Below are 15,916 nucleotides of genomic sequence, written 5' to 3'. Positions count from 1 at the left end.
GCGCAGTGCCCGGCGGCTGTCCTTAAGGTGGGTACCGTCGTCCGGTCACGGACGGCGATCGGATCGTCCGTACAACCCAGGGGAACCACCATGACTGATTTGAACTCGCTGCGGGCAAGCCTTGCGTCGGGTGAGCACGAGTTCGCCGACACCTTGTCCTTCGTCGCCGCGCACTACGCGTACCAGCCGCAGGCGTTCCGCAACGGGGAGCTGACGAATGCCGCGGGTGAGAACGAAGGGTCCTGCAAGACCCTGGGACTGGCCCTGCTCGAAGGGCTGAGCGACGAAGAGGCGCTGCTCGCGTTCGGTGAGCACTACCGCGGCGTGCTGGCGACGCCGAACGACACCGATCACAGCAACATCCGCAACCTCATGGCCCATGGCCTGGCAGGGGTGAGCTTCGCCGGGAAGCCGTTGGCCCGCAAGAGCTGAAGCGCCGCCCGCCGGGGCACCGGAGCGCCCGTGTACCGGAGTACTCGGGCGCTCCGGCGTCGGGTCGCCTTCCCCGAGCTCCCGGCCGACCGGCCTCCAACAGGCTCGGACCATGATCTTGAGCATGTGCGGGAGAGCCTCTAGGCTCACACCGCCACGCCGAGGTCCAGCAGGCCCTGCGGCCTCTCCTCGACACCCTTCCGACGGAGTCGAGTGAACGGGAGAAGATCATGAAGTTTCGGTCCCACGTCGAGCCGCCCGAGCCCATGCGGGGGCTGGAAGTGCCGTCCGAGGTGGTGGCAGCGCTCGGCGGGGGCGCGCGGCCGCCGGTGACCATCACCGTCAACGGTCATTCCTGGACGAGCCGGGTCGCCATCTTGCGCGGCCGCCACCTGCTCGGCCTCAGCATCGCCAACCGGCAGGCCGCGGGTGTGACGACCGGCGACGAGGTCGAGGTCGAGGTCGAGCTGGACACCGAGCCGCGCGTCGTCGTCGAGCCCGCGGACTTCGCCCGGGCCCTGGACGACGACCCGCTCGCCCGCGCCGCCTACGACGACCTCGCGTACAGCCACAAGCGCGAGCACGTGCGCGCGATCGAGAGCGCGAAGAAGCCCGAGACGCGCCTGAAGCGCATCGAGAAGGCCATCGCCACCCTGCGGGGCTGACCGTGTACATCCTCGCGCCGGCCGATCGGCCCGGCCGTGTGGCCGCCGACCCCCGTATCCGAAAGAGGAGACCGACGCCATGACCACCCCACCCCGACCGCTCGCACAGCGCGTACAGGACACCCGGCGCCGACTCGACGAGGACATCGACGCCTGGGTGGCAACTGCCGACGGGGCGGGTACCCCGTATCTGGTGCCGCTGTCGTTCCTCTGGGACGGCGAGACGCTCCTGATCTCGACGGCGGCCGGCAACCCCACGGCCCGCAACCTCCGCGCCGGCGGCCAGGTCCGGCTCACGATCGGGCAGACCCGCGACGTGGTCCTGATCGAAGGATCCGCGGTCGTCGCCGACGGAATAGCCGACGACGTGGCCGACGCGTTCGCGAACAAGACCGGCTTCGACCCCCGCGCCCAGCGCAACTACCCGTACTTCCGCATCCGTCCGGACCTGATCCAGGCCTGGCGCGAGGTCGACGAGATCGCCGGACGGGATCTGATGGTCGACGGCAAGTGGCTGACGTAGTTCGGATTCGGGTTCGGGTTCGAATTCGGGTTCGGGTGCGCCTTCGGCTTCGGGTTCAGGGCCGGATTCGGGTTCCGGCTCGGGCTCGGGTTCCGGTTCGAGCCTGCTTGCGGTAGCCGTCCAAGACGTCCCGGCGGAGCAGGAAGCCGAAGCCGGCGGATTCCAGGCGCAGGCCCAACTGGGCCTCGTCGATGTCGAGTTCGGCCGCGGTGTCCGCCATGTGCCAGTCGTTCGCGGCGAGCTTGCTCAGCAGGTGACCGCGGCGGACCTGGCTCTCCGACAGGCGGAACGTCTTGAGGTAGGAGATCCTGCCCCTGTCGTCGGTGATGGCCTCACCGATGTGGTTCTCCTGCTTGGGACGGAACTCCGGCAGGAAGCGGGAGAGGGTGAAGCGGCCCATCCGGTAGACCGTCTGCCAGTTGTAGGCGTGGTCGAGCAGGCCGGCGGCCATGGTCGTGTCGTGGAAGTGTGCCCAGCCGCGCTCCTGCTCGGCGACGGCCGTGCGCAGGTGGGCCAGGGAGCGGATCCCGGCGTCCGGGATGCGGGCCCGGAAGTCCTGGACCGGTGGCATCAACGTGGCGTAGTGGTGGATCAGTTCGCCGTACAGGTCCTGCAAGAGCGTCGCGTGCAGCGCACGGTAGTCGTCGGGATGAGGGACCACGAACGCGGCCGCGAGCGCGTCGGCGACGTACACCAGCACACCGCACTGGCCTGGGTGGATCTCGAAGATGCGCAGCGCATCGCCGAGTCCGCGCACTTCGGCGCCCACGTAGGCCTCCTCGACGCGCGGGGACAGTCCTTGGCCGATCGCGCGCTGCGACCACTCCTCCCAGGCGATCGAGGGACCGCCGAAGTGCAGCGCCAGATAGCCTTCGAGCGCCAGGTGCATGGGGAGGAAGCGCAACCGGTCCTTGGCCTGGCGTCGGGCCATTCGGCGGTGGAAGCGCAGGCCCATCGTGGCGGCCGGGGGCACGTCGTCGCCGGCGGCGAACTGGGTTCCGTAGGCGGCCGCGGGCGTGCCGTCCCCCGTCCAGGTGGCGACGAATCCGTGCGGGACGTAGGAGACGTAGGCACCGCGGCGGCCGACCTCGACGAGACCGGGCCCGTCGCCGTAGAGGCGGGCGTGCAGGCGGAGGTCGTGGACGGGCTCGTCGCGGACGAGGGGCACGAGACGCACCGCGCCCCAGACCTGTGCGGGGCGGGCGGTCAGACCGGTCAGGTCCAGCGCGGTCGGGTCCGGAGAGGTTCGGTCATGCGTGGTCCGGTCGTGCGTGGTCATCGCGGCCGCTCCTCGTCGGGGACGCCCATCAGCAGGGCCGCGCGGGTGTCCATGTACGTGATCAACTCGGCCAGGCCGGTCCGGCCTTCGGCGAATTGGGCGAGTTCCACCAGTGCGGGAAGGTCCTCGGCGTCACGGATGCCCGTGGTGGGCACCGTCGGCGAGAGCCGGCGCACGTCGAAGGCCGCAGCGTCGTAGACCGGGTTGAGGTGCACGATGCTGGTGCGGCGTTCGGGGTCGAGCCGGGTGCGCCAGATGCGCAGCACCTCGGCGGCCAGGCCGGGAGGCGCGTTGTCCCATCCGTCGGAGACGATGACCAGCCGGGACGGGGCGGTGTCCAGCGCGTCGAGGATCCGCCGGCCCACCGGGGTCGGCCCGTACGGGTACGTCAGCAGGGCGTCGGCGCGCCCGGACGTCCACAGCCCGCGGTAGTCGTCGGCGAGGGCCGCGAGGAGGTAGTGGCAGGCCAGGGTCACGGCCAGCGGCCGACGGCGCTTGTGGACCGAGCCGGAGGTGGAGAAGCTGTCGTCCAGGACGGCGGTGACCTTGCCCCAACTCCCCCGATGCACCCCGGCCACCCGGCCGGCGGCCGTTTCCAGGGCGCGGGTCAGCTCGGCACGCCGCTGCACGCGGTCCTGGACCGGCAGCGACAGTACGTAGGTGGCCAACCGGGTCAGCGGCATCCCGGACAGGTCCGTCCGTACCGCCGCGGCCCCGGCCTGGTGCGCGGACTCTTGCAGTCGCAGGGTCTCCAGGCGGGTCATCCGCGGGGCTATCCGCTCCAGGAAGACGTTCCGGGGGATGCGGTGCTTGGCGGCGAAGCCCTCGGCGGCCGTATAGGGCAGCTCGTACAGCGCGGCCTGCTCGTAGTGCGCGCGGCGCCACGTCTCCAGGAGGGGGGTCGTGTACTGCTTGCGGGTCAGCGGCGCGAAGACGAACGTCCCCAACTCCGCGGTGGCGGGGGCCAGGTGCGCGTGGCGAAGGGCGCGCTTGAGGGCGCTGCGGTACTTCACGGCGTCGAACGCCGGGTCGGGGCGGGCGGACAGCCAGTCGCGCATGATCGCGCGGGTACGCCGGTTGTTCACGCCGGCCCGGCGCAGGGCGTCGAACAGCCCGTACACGCGCTGCGGCGGCAGCGTCGCCAGTCGGCACGCGATCAGCCGGCCCTCGCTGCGGCGTTGGTCCGCGGTCGCCTCGGCGGCGGTCTCCAACAACCGCCGGACGATGAGGGCCACGTTGTGGTCGTTGATGTCGAGTGCGAGGACACCGGCGTACAGGTCGCGGTAGTTGCCCAGGATGTACGCGTGGAGGAAGTCCAGGGACAGCAGTTGCTCGCCCGCGTCGCTGTGGAACTCGCGCTGACCGGTGGAGGTGATGGCCGCATTGACGAAGAGCAGCACGTCTTCGGCAGCGACGAGGTCCCCGTACGAATCCATCCGCTTCATTTCCCGTAGGTGGCCGCGCAGGTCTGGGCGCCGGCCGGGGAATGGGGGCACGAGCTGCGAATCATTGCTTCAGAGGCAGGTTCCGGAAGTCGCACCGGAGTCCCGCGGCCGGCCCCTGGACCGTAACAGAGCGGTCCAGGGGCCTCCACCGACTTCTTCCGGCTTCCACCGGCTTCCACCGGCTATGCGATCGACGACCGCGGCGCGCTCTCGCCGGGTGTGCCTGTGAGCAGGGCCGCAGCGCACTGCTCGGCCAGGTCCTCCGCGTGCGGGGGCAGCGGCTGACCGGCGCGCAGGTGGCGGCGCACCACGGACAGCGGCAGGTCGATCAGGGCCAGGGTGACGCGTTCGTGGTCCTGGGGCGCTGCCGCGCCGAGGACTTCGGCGAGCAGGTGGAGGGATTCGTACACGCGATGGTTGCCCAGGTCCGCGCGTTCCTTGTGCTCCTCGGACCAGTCGGCCCGGCCGAACTCCGCTGCGCCGTAGAGGAGCAGCGATGCTTCGCCCGGGTGGGCGCGGCTCCAGGAGACGACGTGCCGGGCCGCCGCGCGGGCGGCTCCGTGGGGATCGGGGGCGCTGCCGAGCGCGACGAAGTACCCCTCCTGGAAGCGCTCCACGGTGCGCAGCCACACCTCCGCGAGCAGGGCCGCGCGGCCGGGGAAGCGGTGGTAGATGGATCCGCTCGGCGCGCCGATCGCCTGGGCGACGGCGGACATGGTCACGCCCGTCGGTCCGGCGGAGGCAGCCAGTCGGACGGCGGCGTCGAGGATCTGGTCGGTGTCGAAGCGGGGTGGTCTCGCCATGAATCAGAGAGTACCCTCCACATTATTAGAGACTGCTCTCTAATAATGGAACGGAGAGGTGGAGGACGCATGGGCGTCTACAACGTGCACGAGCGCCTGCTGGCCGCCGAGGGGAGCGACGTCGGCGCGCTCGTCGACAGCCTGTCCGGCGGCGCGGCGGACCGGCTCTGGCCACACCCGAACTGGCCCGCCATGGAGTTCGACCGTCCACTGGCGGTCGGCGCGACCGGCGGCCACGGCCCGGTCCGCTACACGGTCACCGCGTACGTGCCCGGGACCTGGGTCCGCTTCGCCTTCAGCGGGCCGCGCGGATTCGACGGCTTCCACGAGTTCGCGGTGCTGCCCGTCGACGGCGGGCGCACGGTGCTGCGGCACACCCTGGCGATGCGGGTCAGCGGGCCCGCTCGGCTGACCTGGCCAGCGGCCTACCGATGGATGCACGACGCCTGCCTGGAGGACGGCCTGGACCGCGCCGAACTCGCCTGCACGGGCACGGTGGCCCGCCCGGCCCGCTGGACCCGGTACGTACGCCTGCTCCGCGCGCTCGCGCGCTAGCGCTGTGACCGTCCGGCGGAGCAGTGACCGTGGTCCGGCTCCGCCCGCGGTCTCCGCCGGGTCTAGTCGCCGGTCGCACCGTCGAGCATCTCGCGCAGGATGTCCAGGTGGCCGTTGTGGCGGGCCGTCTCCTCGGTGAGGTGGAGGAGGATCCAGCGCAGGTCGACGTGGAGGCCATCCCTGACGGCTCGCACGGCCTGCTTGTCCAGGTCGTTCCCGGCGACCAGTTCGCGGTAGCGGGAGCTTTGTTCGGCGTATTCGTCGAGCAGCTGCGTGAGGGGGAAGTCGACGGCGATGCGCATCTCGCGGTCGGGGTCCTCATCGGTCCAGGGGCCCCCGTCCTCCTCGCCGAGGAAGACCACCTGGAACCAGTAGTACTCGACCCAGCGGAGGTGGTTGACCAATCCGCTCATGGTCATCAGCGGTGAGCCGGGCAGGAGCGCCTTGCGGGCGTTCTCCGCGGAGAGGCCGTCGCACTTGGCGCGCGCGGTGTCACGTGCGTAGTCGAGGAACGTGGTGAGCTGGGTGCGCTCGTCCCACGCGGGCGGTGTGTCATCGATTCTGGTCATCGCGCGAAGCGTCCCTGACCACCACGCCCGATGTCGAGGTGTTTTTCGACGGCGGACCGCCCGGCACGACCCACCGGACGCGTCCTCATCAGGTGACCGGCGTGGGTCACGGCGTGTCGCCCTCCCAGCGGAACGGGCCGCCGGGGTCCGCTTCGGACGGGCTGTAGAGGGTACGACCGCCGGGTCCGTACAGCCCGCGATCGGTGATCAGGAGCACTCCCTCCGCCCACTCCCGCAGGGACAGGCCGCTCACATCGAGAAGCTGGCCGTCCAAGGGGCCGCCCGCAAGCCTCACGTACACGCGGCCCGGGGTCGGCCGGACCACGTGGCCCTCGTCGCCGCAGTACACCCGGCCGTCATCTGACGCGCTCATCCCGCCACCTGCACGGGCTCCCACGTCGACGCATCGATCTGCTCGTTGACGACCATCCTGCCCCACCCTCCGCGATCTTCGAGGCCGAGCCTACGAGGTGCGGAGCAAGATCAACAGCCCAGTCGCGCGCACGGCCGCGCCGCTCGCGCCCGGCGCGGGGCCTCGCGCCCGGCGCGGGGCCTCGGGCAGGAACCGGCTCCCTTCCGGTCAGGCGCCGGGCGCGTCCTGTCGGTCCCGGTCGGCCGGGACGGCCGTGAGGTGGTAGGTGGTGTCCACCCAGAAGTCGCCCGTCTTCGTCTTCGCCGTGACGGACAGGACGTAGTCGCCCGGGAGGAGGGGGTCGATCGTGCTCCACAGGCCCCAGGCGACCTGCGGCCCGATGGACCAGAAACGCTTCGAGGTCGCCTCGCGGACGGGCAGCGGGATGCCGTTCAGCTCGGCCCCGGCACATGAGGTAGCGATGCGCAACGGCCGCGCGGAGAAGCCGAGCGCCAGGCGTCGCGTGTTCAACACCGGGAAGAACAGCGGCCGATCGCTCGGTACCGTGCACCGCCGCACCACGCGGCCGCCGTACGTGCCCGCGAGGAACCAGACGTCCGACGGCTGGCTCCATTGCGCGTGCTCGCCGGTGGTGTCCTGCACGGGGCTCCGCCCGTTCGGGGCCGAGTCGGCCCATTTCCACCAACGCGCCGCCAGTTCCCGCGCATCCGCTCCGGCCACAGTCGTCTCCCCGCCCGCATGCCCGCTGACCAGCCGATGCGCATGTTATCGCGCATGTGAGCGAACTCCTTGTGGTCGTTCGTATCGTTCGTATCGTTTGGATCCAACTCCTCCTCGACTGGACCAGGTTCGTAGTTTCAGCCAGTACGGACTCCTGTCGCCCAGCGGGAAGACTCCGAAGGGAGGGCCGCGGCTCGCCATGAGAGCCGACGCCACAAATCGAGGGGAACGCCACGATGAGTGGTCAGTTGTACGACGGCATCGGTGAAGCGTTCGAAGGCTTCAAGACCCTGCCCGTCATTCGTTACGCCGAGGTACCGGGCTTCCTCACCCTGATCGGTGACGTCACCGGCAAGTCCGTACTGGACGTCGCCTGCGGGACCGGCTTCTACAGCCGCGAGCTCAAGCGGCGCGGGGCGTCCCGCGTCTTCGGGTTCGACATCTCCGGCGCGATGATCGACGCGGCCGACGCCCTGGAGCAGTCCGAGCCCCTCGGGATCGACTACGAGGTCGGGGACACGGCCACCCTGCGCGACTTCGACCAGCCCTTCGACATCGCCGTGGCGGTGCAGGCGTTCAACTACGCGAGCGACGTCGCCGAGATCGAGCGGATGATGCACCGCGTCCGGGGCAGCCTCGTCGCCGGCGGCGCGTTCTACCTGTTCGCCCAGAACCCGGACTTCGATTTCGACGGGCCTTCGCTGGCCAAGTACGGTTTCCTGTGCGAGTCGACCGGCCGGGACAACGAGATCGGCCGCGGGATCCGGCTCACGGCCCTGCTGGACCCGCCGGTCTCCTTCGAGGCCACCACGCCGTCGCAGGAGACGTACGAGACGACGCTGAAGGCGGCGGGATTCACCGGGATCGAGTGGGTGACGCTGGACGTCTCCGACGCCGGTGTCGCGGAGTTCGGCGAGGAGTTCTGGGCGGACTACGCCGGGAACAAGCCGCTGATCATGATCCGCTGCACCGCCTGATCCTCCCGGTCGGCCTGGTCCACCTGGTCCTCCCGGTCCACCTGATCGGCCTGATCCACCGGATTCGCCTGTGCCGCCCGATCCAGCCGATCCACCCGACGTCGCCCGGCACCCACGGTGCCGGGCGACGTCCCGTTCCGCCGGGTGCGACGGATCCGGGCATGTCGGCTTGACCGATGGTCCCGCGGCGACGTAGCTTCAGCGCACCAATTCGTGAGCACATGGCAGGAGGCGACGTCCGATGTCCACCATCTCCGGCGCGCACCGCCTCGCTCACGAGACCGCCTGGGCTCCGGGCCGTCTCGCACACGGCTGCTGAGCAGCCCCCCCTCCCGGCGCGCCCCCTTGCGGCCCCGCCACCTCTTCCTCTTCCTTTCACCGCCTTCGCTCCCCCACCGGCCGCGGCACGCCTTCGCGTGCGGATGCGCGCGCCGGGCTGTTGAGCTGCGCCACCCGAGAAAGAAAGCTCCCGACATGGCGATCAGGACCATCAGAACGACGACCGCGCCCCACCCGGGGAACGTCCCGTGGTAGCCGCGCGGATCACGGTCAACGGGCGGGAGATGCCGATCGCACCGGCCGCGTCCCACACCACGGCGCTGGACTTCCTGCGCGAGCGCGGCCTCACCGGCACCAAGGAGGGGTGCGCGGAGGGCGAGTGCGGCGCCTGTTCGGTGCTGGTGGCCCGCCCCGGGGTGCACAAGCCCACCGACTGGGTGGCCGTCAACGCCTGCCTGGTCCCGGTGGCCGCGCTCGACGGCCAGGAGGTCATCACCTCCGAGGGCCTCGCCGTCACCGGCGCGGCCGGCGCGCCGCCCGTACTGCACCCCGTGCAGGAGGAGATGGCCCTGCGCGGCGGCTCCCAATGCGGTTACTGCACACCGGGGTTCGTCTGCAGCATGGCGGCCGAGTACTACCGACCCGACCGCTGCCCCGCCGCCGACACCGCCACCCCCCACACCGGCCCCGGCCCCGACGCCGACGCCGACGGGGGCACACACGCCGATCCCGAGCACGGTCCGAACGGATTCGACCTGCACGCGCTGAGCGGGAACCTGTGCCGCTGCACCGGCTACCGGCCGATCCGCGACGCCGCCTTCGCCGTCGGTGCGCCCGCGCCGGACGATGCGCTGGGACGGCGTCGCGAACTGGCCCCGCCGGCACCGGTCGCCACCCGGTACATCCACGACGAAAGCTCCTTCCTACGACCGGGCACGCTGGCCGACGCCCTGCGGACGCTGGGCGAACGCCCCGACGCGGTGGTCGTCGCGGGAAGCACCGACTGGGGCGTGGAGGTCAACATCCGTGCGCGCCGGGCGCCTTGCGTGGTCGCCGTCGACCGACTGCCCGAACTGCGCGAACTGCGGGTCGAATCCGACCACATCGAGATCGGCGCGGCACTGACGCTCACCGAGATCGAGCGCCGGCTCGACGGCCGCGTCCCGCTGCTGGCCCAGTTGTTCCCGCAGTTCGCCTCCCGGCTCATCCGCAACGGTGCGACGCTCGGCGGCAACCTGGGTACGGGCTCGCCCATCGGTGACAGCCCGCCGGCGCTGCTCGCGCTGGAGGCGTCGGTGGTGCTCGCCAGCGCCGCCGGGGAGCGCGTCGTACCGCTGGCGGACTACTTCACCGGCTACCGGCAGAGCGTCCGCCGCCCCGACGAGCTGATCCGCTCCGTGCGCGTCCCGCTGCCGCTGTCGCCGGTCACGGCCTTCCACAAGATCGCCAAGCGCCGCTTCGACGACATCTCCAGCGTCGCGGTCGCCTTCGCCCTCGACATCGAGGACGGGATCGTGCGCACGGCGCGGATCGGCCTGGGCGGCGTGGCCGCCACCCCGATCCGCGCCCTCGCCACCGAGGCCGCCCTGGAGGGCCGGCCGTGGGCGGGGCAGAGCGTCGAGGCCGCGGCCCGGGTGCTCCGGGGCGAGGGCACGCCGATGGACGATCACCGCGCCAGCGCCGACTACCGCTCCGCGATGCTCGGCCAGAGCCTGTTGAAGCTGTACGCGCGAACCACCGAGGCGGTGCCGTCATGAGCCAGTTGTCCGAACGTCCCGAGATGCCCGTCGTCGGCCTTTCCGTGCCGCACGAGAGCGCCGCCCTGCACGTCACGGGCGCCGCGCTCTACACCGACGACCTGGTCGCCCGTACCAAGGACGTGCTCCACGCCCACCCGGTCCAGGTCATGAAGGCCCGCGGCAGGATCACCGGGCTGCGCACCGGGCCGGCGCTCGCCGTGCCGGGCGTGGTCCGCGTGCTGACCGTCGCCGACGTACCGGGCGTCAACGACGCCGGGATGAAGCACGACGAACCGCTGTTCCCCGACGAGGTCATGTTCCACGGGCACGCGGTGGCCTGGGTGCTCGGCGAGACCCTGGAAGCGGCCCGGCTCGGGGCGGCGGCCGTCGAGGTGGACCTCCACGAGCAGCCGTCCTTGATCACGCTCCAGGACGCGATCGCGGCCGGCAGCTTCCACGGCGCCCGGCCCGAGATGGTGACCGGGGACGTCGAGGCCGGTTTCGAGGACTCCGCGCACGTGTTCAGCGGCGAGTTGCAGTTCTCCGACCAGGAGCACTTCTACCTGGAGACGCACGCGGCGCTGGCGCTGATCGACGAGAACGGGCAGGTGTTCGTCCAGAGCAGCACCCAACACCCCTCGGAGACGCAGGAGATCGTCGCGCACGTCCTCGGTCTGCACAGCCACGAGGTGACCGTGCAGTGCCTGCGCATGGGTGGCGGCTTCGGCGGCAAGGAGATGCAGCCGCACGGCTTCGCGGCGATCGCCGCGCTCGGTGCCCGGCTGACCGGTCGGCCCGTGCGGGTGCGGCTCAACCGCACCCAGGACCTGACCATGTCGGGCAAGCGGCACGGCTTCCACGCCTCGTGGAAGATCGGCTTCGACGCCGAGGGCCGCATCCAGGCTCTGGACGCCACCTTGACGGCGGACGGCGGCTGGAGCCTGGACCTCTCCGAGCCGGTCGTGGCGCGCGCGATGTGCCACATCGACAACACCTACTGGATCCCCAACGCCCGCGTCCGCGGCCGCATCGCCAAGACCAACAAGGTCTCCAACACCGCCTTCCGCGGCTTCGGCGGCCCGCAGGGCATGTTGGTGATCGAGGACATCATGGGTCGGTGCGCGCCGCTGCTCGGCCTGGACCCGATGGAGTTGCGGGAGCGCAACTTCTACCGGCAGGGCCATTCGACGCCGTACGGGCAGCCGGTCAGCCACCCCGAACGCATCTCCACCGTCTGGCGGGAGGTCCAGGAGGACGCCGACCTCGCCGGGCGCCGGCGCGGGATCGCGGCCTTCAACGCCGCGCACCCTCACACCAAGAGGGCGATCGCGCTGACGGGGATCAAGTTCGGGATCTCCTTCAACCTCACCGCCTTCAACCAGGCGGGCGCCCTGGTGTTGATCTACAAGGACGGTTCGGTCCTGATCAACCACGGCGGTACCGAGATGGGGCAGGGCCTGCACACCAAGATGCTGCAGGTGGCCGCGACCACGCTCGGCATCCCGCTGCACAAGGTGCGCCTCGCGCCCACGCGGACCGACAAGGTGCCCAACACCTCGGCCACCGCCGCCAGTGCCGGGGCGGACCTCAACGGTGCGGCGGTCAAGAACGCTTGCGAGCAGTTGCGCGGGCGGCTGCTCCAGGTGGCCGCCACCCAGCTCGGTGCGAACGCCTCGGACGTGCGCATCGTCGGGGGCGTCGCTCGCGCCCTGGGCAGCGACGGGGAGGTGGCCTGGGACGACCTGGTGCGCACGGCGTACTTCCAGCGGGTCCAGTTGTCGGCGGCCGGTTTCTATCGGACCGAAGGACTGCACTGGGACGCGAACAGTTTCCAAGGCTCCCCCTTCAAGTACTTCTCGTACGGCGCGGCCGCTGCCGAGGTGGAGGTGGACGGCTTCACCGGCGCGTACCGGATCCGGCGGGTGGACATCGTGCACGACGTCGGCGACAGCCTGTCCCCGCTGATCGACATCGGTCAGGTCGAAGGCGGTTTCGTACAGGGCGCAGGCTGGTTGACGCTCGAAGACCTGCGCTGGGACAACGGTGACGGGCCGCACCGAGGACGGCTGTTGACCCAGGCCGCGAGCACCTACAAGCTGCCGAGCTTCTCGGAGATGCCGGCGGAGTTCAACGTCAGGCTGTTGGAGAACGCCACCGAGGAGGGTGCGGTCTACGGGTCCAAGGCGGTGGGTGAGCCTCCGCTGATGCTGGCCTTCTCGGTCCGCGAGGCGCTGCGGCAGGCGGCCGCCGCCTTCGGGCCCGCCGGGGCCAGCGTGGAGCTGGCCTCCCCCGCCACGCCGGAAGCCGTGTTCTGGGCCGTCGAATCGGCCCGGGCGGGCGGCGTACGGTCGGGCGGCGGCGGCGGCGAGAAGAGCGACAGCGCGTTCCGCCTCGGCGAGGGCGCTCCGCGCGATGCCTGACATGTCCTGGGTCGCCGCGGTCGCGCGGTTGCGGGCCCGCCGGGAGTCCGGCGTGCTGGTGACCGTCGCGACCGTGCGCGGCCACGCCCCGCGCGGGGCCGGCGCCAAGCTCGTCGTCGGCGAGAGCGAGACCTGGGGGTCGATCGGCGGCGGCAACATCGAGGCCGTCTCGATCGACCGGGCCCGCGAGCTGATCGGGCTGCCCGACGCCGAGTCGGAGCTGATCGAGTTCGCCCTCAACGACAAGGTGACCGGCCGGCACGGCGTGCAGTGCTGTGGCGGAGCGGTGAGCGTCCTGCTCGAACCGCTGCCGGTGGTCCAGGCCGTGGCGATCTTCGGCGTCGGGCACGTCGGACTGGAGTTGGCGCGGATCCTGGCCCGCCACAGCCTCGATCTGCACCTGGTCGACTCCCGCCCCGACGTGCTCGCCGAGGAACGGCTCGGCGTGCTCGCGGACGCGGTGGCGCAGGTGAGCGTCCACCACGCGCCGCTGCTCCCGGAGGAGGTGCTCGCCGAGCTGCCGCCCGGCACGCACGTCCTGATCATGACGCACGACCACGCCGAGGACGCCGCCCTCTGTGACGCGGCCCTGCGCACGCCCGGTCTCGGCTCGATCGGCCTGATCGGCTCGGCCGCGAAGTGGGCGCGGTTCCGCCGCCGACTGTCCGCGGAGGGCGGCCACGACGCCGCCACCATCGATCTGATCAAGAGCCCGATCGGAACGGCCGGCATCACCGGCAAGGAACCCGCCACGATCGCGGTGAGCGTCGCGGCGGACCTGCTCCGGGCCTTCGAACGGACCGCCCCCGGGTGATACGCGTCCCCCCGGGGGGGAGTGCCGGCGGTGGCTCAGGAGTGGAGCCGCGGCAGGATCCGGTCGAGCCAACGGGGCAGCCACCAGTTCCCCCTGCCCATCAGGAACATGGCGGACGGCACCAGCACGAGCCGCACCACGGTCGCGTCCAGCACCACGCTGACGGCCAGGCCGAGGGCGAGCATCTTCACCACGACCGTGGGCGAGGCGGCGAAGGAGAGGAAGACCGCGGTCATGATGAGGGCCGCGCTGGATATGACCCGGCCGGTGACCGACAGGCCGGTGCCGACCGCGACGGTGTTGTCCCCGGTCCGACGGTAGGTCTCGGCGACGGAGGAGAGCAGGAAGATCTCGTAGTCCATGGACAGGCCGAAGACGATCGCGAACATCATCATCGGCACGTAGGACTCGATGGGGACGGGCTCGGACAGCCCCAACAGGGCGCTCCCCCAGCCCCATTGGAACACCGCGACGAGGATCCCGTAGGAGGCGGCCGTGGTGAGGAGGTTCATCAGCACCGCCTTCACCGGGATCAATACGCTGCGGAAGACGGCCGTGAGCAGGAGCAGCGCGGCGGCCAGCACGATCGCGATGATGTAGGGCAGGCGCGCGGTGACGGTGTCCCGGAAGTCGAGCTGCCCGGCGGCGGACCCGGTCAGGTAGCCGCGCGCGCCGGAGCCGTCGAGCGCCTCGGGCAGAGTGGTGTCGGTCAGCTCGGTGAAGAGGTGCCCGGTGGCCGCGCTCTGCGGTCCGGAGGTGGGGGTGAGCGTGGTGATCAGCAGCTTCCCGTCCGGACTGGCGGTGACGGGGGTGATCCCGGCGACTCCCGGGGTGGAGCGCAGGGCGTCGGCGAGTCCCGCGCCGATCCGGTCGACCGGGGCGCCGGCCCGGCTGACGTCCACCACGACCACGAAGGTGCCGGCCGCTCCGGGACCGAATCCCGGACCCGCGGCCCCGGCCGTCCAGTCGTAGGCGTTGCGGGTGACCGTCCCCGGGGCGTCGGCGCCGTCGTCGACGTGGCCGAGCCGCATCGAGAACATCGGCACGGCGCACAGTGCCAGCAGCGCCGTGCCCGCCGCGAGGAAGGCCCAGGGGCGCCGGGCGACGAGTGCGGCGTAGCGGTGCCACCCGTCGCGCTCCCCGCCCGTCTCCGCGACCGGGCGGCGCACGGCGAAACGGTCGATCCGGCGGCCGACCAGGCCGAGCGCCGCGGGCACGAGGGTCAGCGAGGCCGCCGCCGTCACCACCACGGCGATGGCCGCGGCCAACCCGAGCTTGCCGATCAGGCTCAGGCCGCAGGCGTACAAGCTCAACATGGCCACCGCGACGGTGACGGCGGCGACCAGGACGGACCGGCCGCTACCGGCGGTGGTGCGGGAGGCGGCGACGACCGGATCGTGGCCGTCGAGCAGGTCCTGGCGGAAGCGCGTGGTCAGGAAGAGCGCGTAGTCGATGCCCACGCCCAGCCCGATCATCGTGGCGAGGGTGGGAGCGGAGGTGGCGAAGGTGACGACGCCCGCGGTGATCCCGACCGCGCCCAGCCCGACGCCCACGGCCAGCAGCGCGGTCACCAGGGGCAGCAGGGCGGCGGCGATGCTGCCGAAGGCGAGCAACAGGATCAGGAGGGCCGCGGCGATGCCGATCAGTTCGGCGGTCCGGTCGTCGGCGGGTTCGCGCACCACCTGGCCCAGGTCGCCGCCGTAGGCGACCTGGACCCCGGCGGCGCGGGCGGGGGCGGCGGCCTCGTCGAGGTGCTCGGCGTAGCCGTGCCCCAGGGTCTTGACCTGCCGGTCGAAGGAGACGGTGGCGGCGACGGTACGGCCGTCCGCGCTGGTGGTCGGCGGGGAGACGGCGGTCACGTGCGGCAGCGCCCTGAGGTCGGCGAGCGTACGGTCCACCGCCCCGGGATGTTCCGCCACCGTGCCGGAGTCCACGTGGAGGACGACGCGCCCGTTCGGGGCGCCGGCAGCGGGGGCGGACGCCGCCAGGAGCTCCGCGCCGGTGTGGGAGCGGCTGCCGGGCAGGGACACCTCGTCGCTGTACGTCGGCCCGACTGCCTGGCGGCCCGCGAACACGGCGGCCAGGAGGACCAGCCAGGCCGCGATCACCCACAGCGGGCGCCGTGCGCAGAATCCGCCGAGGCGGCCGAGACGGCCGGGGCGTTCGACGGCGGATTCGGATTCGGGTTCGGGGGCGGCCTCGGCCGGAGCCGGACCTCGAAGGCGTGCGGAAGACACGGCACCTCCAGAAAATGGCAGGACTGACACTTATGGCACGGACGACCATAGAGGGAAAGTGGCAGGACTGACAATTGACAGGGATG

Annotated in this window: 15 protein-coding genes; 8 read left to right on the top strand and 7 right to left on the bottom strand. The window is 71.5% G+C overall.

Annotated elements, in window-relative coordinates:
• Nucleotides 1-90: 90 nt before the first annotated feature.
• The 3 genes from ACIBEA_RS04485 to ACIBEA_RS04475 all read left to right on the top strand — a co-directional run bounded on the left by ACIBEA_RS04485 (nt 91) and on the right by ACIBEA_RS04475 (nt 1,620).
• Entirely contained in the window at nt 91-432 is a 342-nt protein-coding gene (locus ACIBEA_RS04485; protein ID WP_399257802.1) for a HopJ type III effector protein, read from the top strand.
• Between the two features lie 230 nt (nt 433-662).
• Nucleotides 663-1,097, top strand: coding sequence for a YdeI/OmpD-associated family protein (locus ACIBEA_RS04480; RefSeq protein WP_399257800.1), 435 nt, complete (start codon nt 663-665; stop codon nt 1,095-1,097).
• Between the two features lie 79 nt (nt 1,098-1,176).
• Nucleotides 1,177-1,620 (top strand): pyridoxamine 5'-phosphate oxidase family protein, encoded by a 444-nt coding sequence (locus ACIBEA_RS04475; protein WP_399257798.1) that lies wholly within the window; start codon nt 1,177-1,179, stop codon nt 1,618-1,620.
• 55 nt (nt 1,621-1,675) lie between these two features.
• On the opposite strand, the gene ACIBEA_RS04470 is transcribed toward ACIBEA_RS04475, so the two are convergent.
• From ACIBEA_RS04470 to ACIBEA_RS04460, 3 genes are all read right to left on the bottom strand, one after another.
• Nucleotides 1,676-2,899, bottom strand: a complete 1,224-nt coding sequence (locus tag ACIBEA_RS04470; RefSeq protein WP_399257796.1) for an ARPP-2 domain-containing protein — start codon at nt 2,897-2,899, stop codon at nt 1,676-1,678.
• Nucleotides 2,896-4,335 carry a hypothetical protein gene (locus tag ACIBEA_RS04465; protein ID WP_399257946.1) on the bottom strand — a complete coding sequence of 480 codons (1,440 nt, stop codon included), beginning with the start codon at nt 4,333-4,335 and terminating at the stop codon, nt 2,896-2,898. The genes ACIBEA_RS04470 and ACIBEA_RS04465 overlap by 4 nt, the downstream gene beginning before the upstream one ends.
• Before the next feature lie 191 nt (nt 4,336-4,526).
• Nucleotides 4,527-5,147, bottom strand: a complete 621-nt coding sequence (locus tag ACIBEA_RS04460; RefSeq protein ID WP_399257794.1) for a TetR/AcrR family transcriptional regulator — start codon at nt 5,145-5,147, stop codon at nt 4,527-4,529.
• A gap of 69 nt (nt 5,148-5,216) precedes the next feature.
• Here ACIBEA_RS04460 and ACIBEA_RS04455 point away from each other — a divergent pair, with 69 nt between their 5' ends.
• A complete protein-coding gene (locus ACIBEA_RS04455) occupies nt 5,217-5,702 on the top strand; it encodes an SRPBCC family protein (protein ID WP_399257792.1) in 486 nt (161 codons plus the stop codon).
• A gap of 62 nt (nt 5,703-5,764) precedes the next feature.
• On the opposite strand, the gene ACIBEA_RS04450 is transcribed toward ACIBEA_RS04455, so the two are convergent.
• From ACIBEA_RS04450 to ACIBEA_RS04440, 3 genes are all read right to left on the bottom strand, one after another.
• A complete protein-coding gene (locus tag ACIBEA_RS04450) occupies nt 5,765-6,271 on the bottom strand; it encodes a DinB family protein (protein ID WP_399257790.1) in 507 nt (168 codons plus the stop codon).
• A 106-nt stretch (nt 6,272-6,377) separates the two neighbouring features.
• Entirely contained in the window at nt 6,378-6,644 is a 267-nt protein-coding gene (locus tag ACIBEA_RS04445) for a hypothetical protein (protein WP_399257788.1), read from the bottom strand.
• Between the two features lie 207 nt (nt 6,645-6,851).
• Nucleotides 6,852-7,364, bottom strand: coding sequence for a hypothetical protein (locus ACIBEA_RS04440; protein ID WP_399257786.1), 513 nt, complete (start codon nt 7,362-7,364; stop codon nt 6,852-6,854).
• Between the two features lie 236 nt (nt 7,365-7,600).
• Here ACIBEA_RS04440 and ACIBEA_RS04435 point away from each other — a divergent pair, with 236 nt between their 5' ends.
• The 4 genes from ACIBEA_RS04435 (at nt 7,601) to xdhC (ending at nt 13,593) form a co-directional block, all read left to right on the top strand.
• Complete coding sequence (locus tag ACIBEA_RS04435; protein WP_399257784.1) at nt 7,601-8,341, top strand: class I SAM-dependent methyltransferase; 741 nt, start codon at nt 7,601-7,603, stop codon at nt 8,339-8,341.
• Nucleotides 8,342-8,868: 527 nt separating this feature from the next.
• A complete protein-coding gene (locus tag ACIBEA_RS04430) occupies nt 8,869-10,377 on the top strand; it encodes a xanthine dehydrogenase small subunit (RefSeq protein WP_399257782.1) in 1,509 nt (502 codons plus the stop codon).
• Complete coding sequence (gene xdhB, locus ACIBEA_RS04425; RefSeq protein WP_399257780.1) at nt 10,374-12,779, top strand: xanthine dehydrogenase molybdopterin binding subunit; 2,406 nt, start codon at nt 10,374-10,376, stop codon at nt 12,777-12,779. Before ACIBEA_RS04430 ends, xdhB begins: the two co-directional genes overlap by 4 nt.
• Nucleotides 12,772-13,593 carry a xanthine dehydrogenase accessory protein XdhC gene (xdhC, locus tag ACIBEA_RS04420; protein ID WP_399257778.1) on the top strand — a complete coding sequence of 274 codons (822 nt, stop codon included), beginning with the start codon at nt 12,772-12,774 and terminating at the stop codon, nt 13,591-13,593. The genes xdhB and xdhC overlap by 8 nt, the downstream gene beginning before the upstream one ends.
• 35 nt (nt 13,594-13,628) lie before the next feature.
• On the opposite strand, the gene ACIBEA_RS04415 is transcribed toward xdhC, so the two are convergent.
• Nucleotides 13,629-15,830 (bottom strand): MMPL family transporter, encoded by a 2,202-nt coding sequence (locus ACIBEA_RS04415; RefSeq protein WP_399257776.1) that lies wholly within the window; start codon nt 15,828-15,830, stop codon nt 13,629-13,631.
• Nucleotides 15,831-15,916 lie beyond the last annotated feature (86 nt).

Source organism: Streptomyces sp. NPDC051555 (assembly GCF_044454405.1).
In the GTDB taxonomy this organism is placed as follows: Bacteria; Actinomycetota; Actinomycetes; order Streptomycetales; family Streptomycetaceae; genus Streptomyces.
Note: the sequence above shows the minus strand (reverse complement) of the source record. Positions and strands in the feature narration are given on the sequence as shown.

What these genes read in the sequence shown, in the direction of transcription:
- ACIBEA_RS04460 (WP_399257794.1), bottom strand. Translation starts at nt 5,147, where the DNA reads ATGGCGAGACCACCCCGCTTCGACACCGACCAGATCCTCGACGCCGCC.
- ACIBEA_RS04465 (WP_399257946.1), bottom strand. Translation starts at nt 4,335, where the DNA reads ATGGATTCGTACGGGGACCTCGTCGCTGCCGAAGACGTGCTGCTCTTC.
- ACIBEA_RS04475 (WP_399257798.1), top strand. Translation starts at nt 1,177, where the DNA reads ATGACCACCCCACCCCGACCGCTCGCACAGCGCGTACAGGACACCCGG.
- ACIBEA_RS04480 (WP_399257800.1), top strand. Translation starts at nt 663, where the DNA reads ATGAAGTTTCGGTCCCACGTCGAGCCGCCCGAGCCCATGCGGGGGCTG.
- ACIBEA_RS04445 (WP_399257788.1), bottom strand. Translation starts at nt 6,644, where the DNA reads ATGAGCGCGTCAGATGACGGCCGGGTGTACTGCGGCGACGAGGGCCAC.
- xdhC (WP_399257778.1), top strand. Translation starts at nt 12,772, where the DNA reads ATGCCTGACATGTCCTGGGTCGCCGCGGTCGCGCGGTTGCGGGCCCGC.
- ACIBEA_RS04455 (WP_399257792.1), top strand. Translation starts at nt 5,217, where the DNA reads ATGGGCGTCTACAACGTGCACGAGCGCCTGCTGGCCGCCGAGGGGAGC.
- ACIBEA_RS04470 (WP_399257796.1), bottom strand. Translation starts at nt 2,899, where the DNA reads ATGACCACGCACGACCGGACCACGCATGACCGAACCTCTCCGGACCCG.
- ACIBEA_RS04435 (WP_399257784.1), top strand. Translation starts at nt 7,601, where the DNA reads ATGAGTGGTCAGTTGTACGACGGCATCGGTGAAGCGTTCGAAGGCTTC.
- ACIBEA_RS04450 (WP_399257790.1), bottom strand. Translation starts at nt 6,271, where the DNA reads ATGACCAGAATCGATGACACACCGCCCGCGTGGGACGAGCGCACCCAG.
- xdhB (WP_399257780.1), top strand. Translation starts at nt 10,374, where the DNA reads ATGAGCCAGTTGTCCGAACGTCCCGAGATGCCCGTCGTCGGCCTTTCC.
- ACIBEA_RS04485 (WP_399257802.1), top strand. Translation starts at nt 91, where the DNA reads ATGACTGATTTGAACTCGCTGCGGGCAAGCCTTGCGTCGGGTGAGCAC.